Genomic DNA, 7,520 nt, shown 5'->3' with positions numbered 1-7,520 from the left:
GCGGCAACGGGCGGAATGTTGCGTCTGGCCCAACTCCGCCTACTTGCTGTCCCACGCCTCCGCGAGCGGCACCATGTGGTCGATGTCGAGACTGCGCGCGCTGGCCTGGTCGACGTCGTCGTAGTACGAGTGCCACAGGCCCCCAGCGAGCGAGCACCGCGCCCCGACCATCGGCGGAGTGACGGCCTCCTCGATCAAAACCTCGTTACGGGTACTGCAGCCGTCGCGGTCGGCGTCCACCCAGTGCCGAAACGCATCCCGCCAGTACCCGGTGCGATCCTCCTCGGCGACCGGCAGCTCCGCGACCGCCTCCCGCACTGTGATGGTCACCGTGTCCCCCCGGTGCTGCCAACGACGGCGACGTCCCGCCCAGCAGCACCAGACCGACACCCGCGGCCACGGCCATCGCCCTCACCCTGCGTCCCATACCCGTCCTCCTTGTGGGGTCAGGCACAGACGTATCCACCACCCCTCGAACCCCGCTGGAGAACACCCGGAAGACCACTTCCCCTTCTGCGACAGGCTGCAGCAAGATCAACGAGGGGCGGAGATCAGTCGACGAGAAGCTCATCAAGGCGCTGAACGGAACGCGGAGTGCCTATCTCGTCGGCCATGGCCACCAAGCTGGCGTGGTAGTGCCGCCGCCCGCGCCCGGCACTCCCCGGACCGTCACCCTCGCCGACATCGCGCGCCTGGCCTGGACCCGCCGCGCGCACATCCGCACCCTCCGCTACCACCACTCCGACTTCCCTGCCCCCACCGCCGGCCCCCCAGTTCGACCGCGCGGCCGCCATCGCCTGGCTCAAGGCCCACGACCTGTAGGGGTGTCGCCGAGGTGAGCCCAGAAGCCGCCAATAGTTGATCTTGGAGGCGTCAGCCGGGGGATCGCCGAGATAAACCCAAAAGGGGCGACGGGATGATCTTGAAGCCCTGAGAGCACATGCGCGCGTAGCAGGGCTGCCGAGTCCCTACGCAGATCGGGAGCGGGGCACGCGGTCGCGGCCAGGTAGGCCCACGTGGCGTTGAATCCGAGCGGGCAGTACTAACCCGACGGCACACCTCAGTGCCGTGTGCCGTCGGGCGAGGCGCGACCGCTCGTCACGCACTCTGCGTGCGTCCGTTCCGAAGCCCACCCGGTAACGTCAGCCTTCGGCCTTCGCCACGCCGATCGGGCAGGACAGCCCGGTGCCTACGAGCCGGTGCTGCCATGCGACCCGTTGTGCATCTCCCATGCCCGGCCAGTAGGAGGTCGGCTTCTGGTGGCAGACCCCGACACCCGGCCAGACACTGGTATATGCAGGCACTCGGACCGGGCCATCGGGAGGAGAGCGGCATGACTGGACAGCAAGCCCCCGACAGAAGAGCGGTGCGGCTCCACCCCGCTCCGCCCAAGGACTTCGACCCGTTCACCGCCACCGAGAAGGATCTGAAGAGGCACGGGCTGCCCTTGCGGCCCGACCCCCAGACTCAGCCGGGCTTGGCCGCGTTGTGGGAGCGACGGGCAGTCCGCTACCGCAGCTTCGATCATCTTGAGCCGCGGCCGGACAGCGCGACGGCGGCCAAGGGGGCAGCTACCGCCGGCGTTTTGGGTCCGTCGCCCACCGAGTCGTGCGGCTACAGCCTCGTCAGCCACTCGGCACCGTTCACCATTCTGTCCGTCACCTGGACGGTGCCCAACCTGCGGTTCAGCTCCAGCCCGCTCGGCCTCAACCACTTCCGTACCTTCGTCGGTCTCGGCTTCCTCGACGTCCACGTCGAGATGACCGTCGACTCCATGGAGAACGTCACCAGCCAGCTCTGGGCACGAAATGTCGGGGACATCAATCTGCCGGTCGAGCCCGGCGATGTGCTGAGCGGCGCCTTGTGTCTCGACCCCAAGCCGCCCGGCACAGCGCACTACTTCCTCGCCAACGAGACCAGATCGCAGACGATGAACTTCAAGGTCGACACCGGGTTCCCCCCTGCCGTCACGATCGACGCGGGCGTCACTCGCGGGGACTTCAGCCAACCTGTCGACCCACTGGCCCACTTCGGGGTCGTCTACTTCGACGAAATCATCACGTTCACAACGGATGGCAGCCGGTCGCTCACGTCGGGCGACGCCATCACCATGGTCGATGAACACGGCTCCACCCTCGCCAGGCCCGTGAGGCTCAACGAATACGCTTTCAAAGTCGTGTGCGCAGCTGCCTGACCGCCGTGACGTGGCTTGTGGTCCGCAGTCAGGGGGTCGATTCAGGCTCCTGTAAGAACCGATTGCACGAACACGGGAACGAGACCGGCGACCACCGGCAGTGGAAGCGCCAGCATGTTGGCCATGAACCAGGTGCGCAGTCCTGTGGAGACGGGCCAGGTCGGCATCTTCTCGATGGCTCGAAAGCGTTGGACAAGGCGGCTGAGGTGTTCCTGATGATGCGTGGCGTCCAGGCCGCCGTCCATGGAAAGCAGTGCCCGTTCTTCAGTGGCGATCTTGATGCTGATGCGATCGGCCTCGGATGCGAGCGCTTGCTTCACCTCCCGCATGCTGAGGTGAAATGTCCACATCGGAAGCAGGAACGCCGCGGCGACGCAACAAAGGGCGACGAGGAAAAGTCCCAGGTATGCGTCCTGCCAGTACCCGTATCGCGCCTCGAAGCGCGGAATAAGCTCCATGAGGAGCCACCACACGGAAAGGTAGAGGGCGATGAGGGAGACCAGCATCGCCTGGAAGAAGTACAGGCCGCCGACCGGCCGGAGGCCTGCTGCACCGTCGACGTGTCCGGGCTGCACGACCAGCTCGATCGCCTGATTCGCACGCAGTCGGCCCCCCAGACGTCCGTAACACATGGCCCGCCCCAGGAACCGGCCGACCGGAACAGCCATGGCCCCCTCGATCACCATCAGGCCAGGCTTCGAGAAACCGACCGCGGCAATGAAGGCCACCTCGATGAGAACCACGGTGACCACGCTCATGGCACGGGCCCACCGGCGTGCCGAATGATGCAGACGAGTTTCGAGGGCGGTGACTTCGCGAGCCGGGGAAAGTGCGTTCCTCGCCTGCAGCCGCGACAGCGTCAGGCTCATCCGGTTCGGCACTTTGAGTGACCAGAACAGGGCGACGAAGAAGAGCATGAAACCCGACGCGTGCAGTGGATCATCGGCGTAGACGCCTGGACCGAATAGCGCGGTGTACCCAGCAACACAAGCCGGGCCAATCCAGGCATAGTGCCGCACCAGCCACCTTTCCACACGCGACAAGTCCGACGCTCGGCGACTCCCGGACCTGGGCCTTCCGGCAGCGGGCTCTTCCACACGACCATGATGCGCACCAAGTGGCGCCTGATGTCCGACGCTCGTCGTTTCGCGTCGTGTCGGCCCCAGACCTGAGAACGATGCCGTCAACCTGTGGCCTGAACATCACAGATAGCTATCGGGAGTGTGGCGATCCACGTCAAGCCACTGGGCCCAGTAGGAGGCCAACCGGAATACGCCGGAAACGCGCCGTGGGCCGCTGTTCAACCCCGACGACGGGCGGCGGGGTCGCGTGAGGCGACGTGCCAGGCGACCGCGTCGACGCCGGGCCGCGCGTAGCGTTCCAGGGAGCGGACGGAGGCGTGGCGGGAGCGGGCCAGCAACATCGGGGTGGAGGTGCCGCCCTCGGCGTCGTGTGTCAGGGCACTGTGGCGTAGCCGATGGAGCGTCCAGCCGTCCAGGTCCTCGATGTCCTCGGGCGAGGCGAGAGGATTGGCCAGTGGCCGGGTGTTCTCCTCGAAGATTTCCTCGGACCGGCGATAGGAGAGCCGGGCCCGGCCGGTCTCGGGGCACACGTCCAGCGTGGGTGTTCCGGCCGGGGCCTTGCGGTCGGTGAGGAACAGCGGGCCGCCGGTGCGACGGGCGAATCAGTCGGGGCAGGAGCTGGGCGGTGCCGGACTGCCAGTGAATCCACTCGATCGCCCCGCCCTTGGCGGTGATCCTGCCGCGCTTGTCCTGCGGATACAGGTCCTCCACGTTCAGGCACAGCACCTCATCGGCGCGGGCCGCCGACTCGTAGAGCATGTTCCAGAACATCTTCTCCCGCAGCGAGACGTCCAGCCGCCACAGGGCGGCGATCTGTTTCTCCGCCAGGGCCTTAGTGCGGTCTGGCGGTGCCGGCCGTCGCTCGATGCCGATCGTGGGATCGCCTTCGATCCAGCCCTGGCGCTGCCACCAGCCGATCGCCTTGCGCGCGATGGACAGCTCCCGGTTGACGGTGTCGGCGTCCATCTCGTCCGCCAGCTCGGCCAGCGCCTCGGGCAGGGCTGGGTCGTCGATCGCGGCGACGGGGAAGGCGGGCGGCTTCGCGCCCCGGCGGTCGGGTCCGGTCGGGGCCGGTTCGCCGGCGAGCATCCATCCCCACGTCGTCAGCGAGATCCGGTAGATCCACGCGGACGACTTCGCGATGCCCGCGCCGGTGAGGTACCGCTCGACTGCCGCGGTGTACGACGAGGGCGGGGCGGACAGGGGCACGACCCTGGCGTGCGGCAGCCGGAGCGCGCCCCCGCTCCCGAGTTCGGTCACCGGTTCGATCGTCACGTCCGTCCCGCCCTTCCGGTACTGCCGCAGTAAATGCGTGCACCTCGCCCCGGCGGCCGGAACCCCCGCCGCAGTTCGCGGTGATCACCGCAGGGGCTCTGCCGCAGTAAATCCGGTATTTACTGCGGTAGTTCTTCTGGCCTTCGTTGGGCGGCTGCGGTGAGTTGGTCGCCCAGATTCTTGAGCGCCTGCCGTAGTTCGTCGGGTTGGTGGATGGTGAAGGGCCATTCCATGGAGGCGAGCATGTGGGCGATGCCGTCCAGCCGTTCTGCCCGTGCGTGCATGAGAACGCCGGTGGGCTGAGCGGTGAGGGTCACCGCTGAGCGGGGCAGCCGGCGAGCGATCTCATCGAGCGGGCCGTGGATCGTCACCTCGACCCGCCAGCGGTAGGGCCCCTGGGCGAGGGTCGAGGTCAGGTGGGCGACGGGGTCGAAGCCGTCGGGTGCGGTGAAGCTGTGGGCTCGGGGGGTGACGGAGGTGATGCGGTCGATGCGGAAGGTGCGCAGGCTGTCGCGGAGATGGTCGTGGCCGACGACGTACCAGCGGCCGGTGTGGAAGACCACGCCGTAGGGGTCGATGTCGCGTTCGGTGTGTTCCTGGCGCCAGGACTGGTGGCTGATGGCGACGGTCGTGTGGGCGCGGGAGGCCTGGGCCAGTGCCAGCAGGACGCCGGTTCCGGGTGCCTGCCCGATTACGGCGTTGGCGGTGAACGACAGGGTCTCCCGCATGGCAGCGAGCGGTTCGCGCAGGGCCTGCGGGAGCACCCGTTCGATCTTGGCCAGGGCGCCGGCAGTGGCCGGCGCGGCGGTGCCCATGCCCAGACGGTCTGCGGCGAGCAGGCCAAGAACGACGGCGAGGGCCTCGTCATTGGTGAGGACCAGGGGTGGCATGCGGTAGCCGCGGGCCAGCCGGTAGCCGCCGTAGCGGCCGCGTTCGGCTTCCACGGGGATGCCCAGGTCCCGTAGGTGGGACATGTACCGGCGCACTGTGCGCACGTCGGTGTCCAGGCGGTCGGCGAGCTCCATCCCGGTGAGCCGGGCGTTGGACTGGAGGAGTTCCAGCAGGGTCAGCACACGGGTCAGGGGATGCGACATGGATCACTCGGTATTTCAGGGCGGATTCTGTCCTGTATCGACTTTACGCTCCCCACAGCACCTACTTCTGGGAGATCACATGGCCACCTTCGTACTTGTTCCCGGCGCCTGGGTCGGGGCTGGGCCTGGGAAGACACCGCCCGCGCTCTGCGGGAGCGCGGCCACACGGCGCTGCCGCTGACACTGACGGGCCTGGCCGAGCACGCCGACCAGGGCGGACCCGAGACGGATCTGGACACGCACATCGCGGACATCACCGGATTCGCTGAGCGGAACGGTCTGCGCGAGGTCACGCTGGTCGCCCACAGCTACGCGGCGGCCCCGGTGACCGGGTCAGCCGGACGTCTCGGCGACCGGCTGGAGCGCGTGATCTACGTGGACAGCGCCCCGTTCGCCGCAGGCATGTGCATGCTCGACCTCATGCCACCGCAGGCAGCGGACCAGCTGCGCCAGCAGGTCGACGCTTCCGGCGACGGGTGGCGGCTACCGATGCCGCCCTTCGAGGTCCTGGGCTTGTCCAGCAGCCTCGACGGGCTCGATGAGGGCCAGCGGAACGCTCTGCGCACGCGTGCCACCCCTCAGCCATTCGGCACTTTCACCCAGCGTCTCGCCGACCCGGCCGAGCCCGGTCCCGGTGTGGACCGTGTCCTGATCGCCTGCCGTGACTTCACGGGGCTGCTGGAAGCCGGGGTGCCGATGCTGACCTACCTGAACCAGCCGCCGTGGCGGCGCTTCGACCTGCCCACCGGGCACTGGCCGATGCTGTCCGCGCCCGCCGAACTCGCCCGTGTCCTCGACAAGGCCGTCTCCTGACCGCGTCGGCCGAGAGACCTGACCACGAGAGCGTCCGCAGGCTGCGGGCCTGTGCGCAGGCCCTGGCCGGCGGAGCATGCGAGGCCTCTGCCGAGGCGGTCGTCCGACGGGTCTTCGCCATCCAGGCCCAGGACGCCACGGCCGCCGACCTGGGCATCTGGGTATGCGGCCGGGGCATCACCGCCCAGGCCATCCGCACGGCCTACGAAAAGGAGCGGAGTATCGTCCGCAACTGGTACATGCGCGGCACCCTGCACACCATCCCCAGCGACGATGCCCGCTGGGTGTTGCAGTTGCTGTCCCCGCGAATTTGCCCATGGCAGGACGCCCCGCAATGACGACGAGCTGCCCAGGATAGAGACCCCCGGTCAGGGCATCCAGATCGGTGAAGCCGGTGGGAATACCAGTGTGCTGATTGCGGCTGCCGGCGGCTTCCAGCTCGTCGAGGGTCTCCTCCATCACCTCGCTGAAGGAGTAAGAAGGCGGCAGTCCCGTGCGGCAACGGGCGGTGGCCGCGAAGATCTCCGCTTGGACAGTGTCGACAATCCGGTCCACGTCCTCGGCAGTGCCCTCGGCGGCCAGGTTCTCGATGTGGACGGCGGCCTCTTTGGTGCGACGCAGCACCGCTGTGGCTTGGACTCGCTCGGCGTCACTGAGCCAGGACCTGCTGCGGGAGGGGGAACCGACCAAGCCGTAGAGGTAAGCGTGGCCACCGACCTCGGCCAGCTGCCCCTTCTTGTCCAGTGCGCTACCGACCGAGGCGGGGTCGGGTGTCTCGTTGCGGCTGTAGAGGTCGAGAATGGTGGTGTAGATCAGCTCGTGCGCGGGGCGGTAGAAGTCGTGGCTGTGGAGCACTTCCACGATGTCGGCGATGGCTTCGGTGGACCGCAGCATGGCACGCAGGACAGCCGCCTCCGCGGCCAGGTCGTGAGGAGGCTGTGCATCGGTCTCACCCTCGGCCACGGAGTTCCCTCGCTTTGTCGGCGGGGCCGGGTAGCCCGGCGCGTTGATGCAGGTAAGCGTAGCCACGACACCGCACCCCCGTGACCCACTTGGATACGT

At 67.9% G+C, this 7,520-nt stretch carries 8 protein-coding genes and 1 pseudogene; 4 read left to right on the top strand and 5 right to left on the bottom strand.

Annotation, left to right across the window (positions count from 1 at the left end; translation table 11 throughout):
* Positions 1-39: 39 nt before the first annotated feature.
* On the bottom strand, positions 40-330 hold the full coding sequence (locus CD790_RS19130; RefSeq protein ID WP_186319118.1) for a hypothetical protein: 291 nt from the start codon (positions 328-330) through the stop codon (positions 40-42).
* 1,003 nt (positions 331-1,333) lie between these two features.
* On the opposite strand from CD790_RS19130, the gene CD790_RS19125 reads away from it, so the two are divergent.
* On the top strand, positions 1,334-2,194 hold the full coding sequence (locus CD790_RS19125; RefSeq protein WP_186319117.1) for a G1 family glutamic endopeptidase: 861 nt from the start codon (positions 1,334-1,336) through the stop codon (positions 2,192-2,194).
* A 41-nt stretch (positions 2,195-2,235) separates the two neighbouring features.
* On the opposite strand, the gene CD790_RS19120 is transcribed toward CD790_RS19125, so the two are convergent.
* Positions 2,236-3,213, bottom strand: a complete 978-nt coding sequence (locus tag CD790_RS19120) for a hypothetical protein (RefSeq protein WP_144384466.1) — start codon at positions 3,211-3,213, stop codon at positions 2,236-2,238.
* A 281-nt stretch (positions 3,214-3,494) separates the two neighbouring features.
* Complete coding sequence (locus CD790_RS35970; RefSeq protein ID WP_260867699.1) at positions 3,495-3,806, bottom strand: site-specific integrase; 312 nt, start codon at positions 3,804-3,806, stop codon at positions 3,495-3,497.
* 227 nt (positions 3,807-4,033) lie between these two features.
* Between CD790_RS35970 and CD790_RS35965 the strand changes: the two genes are divergently transcribed.
* Positions 4,034-4,396, top strand: a complete 363-nt coding sequence (locus CD790_RS35965; RefSeq protein ID WP_260867698.1) for a hypothetical protein — start codon at positions 4,034-4,036, stop codon at positions 4,394-4,396.
* Between the two features lie 274 nt (positions 4,397-4,670).
* On the opposite strand, the gene CD790_RS19110 is transcribed toward CD790_RS35965, so the two are convergent.
* Positions 4,671-5,645 (bottom strand): YafY family protein, encoded by a 975-nt coding sequence (locus CD790_RS19110; protein ID WP_144384465.1) that lies wholly within the window; start codon positions 5,643-5,645, stop codon positions 4,671-4,673.
* Here CD790_RS19110 and CD790_RS19105 point away from each other — a divergent pair.
* Positions 5,637-6,458, top strand: coding sequence for an alpha/beta fold hydrolase (locus CD790_RS19105; protein ID WP_260867697.1), 822 nt, complete (start codon positions 5,637-5,639; stop codon positions 6,456-6,458). The genes CD790_RS19110 and CD790_RS19105 overlap by 9 nt on opposite strands.
* Positions 6,368-6,709 (top strand): annotated as a pseudogene (locus CD790_RS19100) (DNA glycosylase AlkZ-like family protein); the annotation flags it as partial. The gene CD790_RS19105 and the pseudogene CD790_RS19100, both read left to right, overlap by 91 nt.
* Here CD790_RS19100 and CD790_RS19095 read toward each other — a convergent pair.
* Positions 6,636-7,421: a DnaB-like helicase N-terminal domain-containing protein gene (locus tag CD790_RS19095; RefSeq protein WP_260867696.1), complete on the bottom strand. Its 786-nt coding sequence runs from the start codon at positions 7,419-7,421 to the stop codon at positions 6,636-6,638. The pseudogene CD790_RS19100 and the gene CD790_RS19095 sit on opposite strands and share 74 nt — an antisense overlap.
* Positions 7,422-7,520 lie beyond the last annotated feature (99 nt).

The organism is Streptomyces sp. SAJ15 (assembly GCF_007595705.1).
Taxonomy (GTDB): Bacteria; Actinomycetota; Actinomycetes; order Streptomycetales; family Streptomycetaceae; genus Streptomyces.
This window is presented reverse-complemented; position numbering and strand designations above follow the sequence as displayed.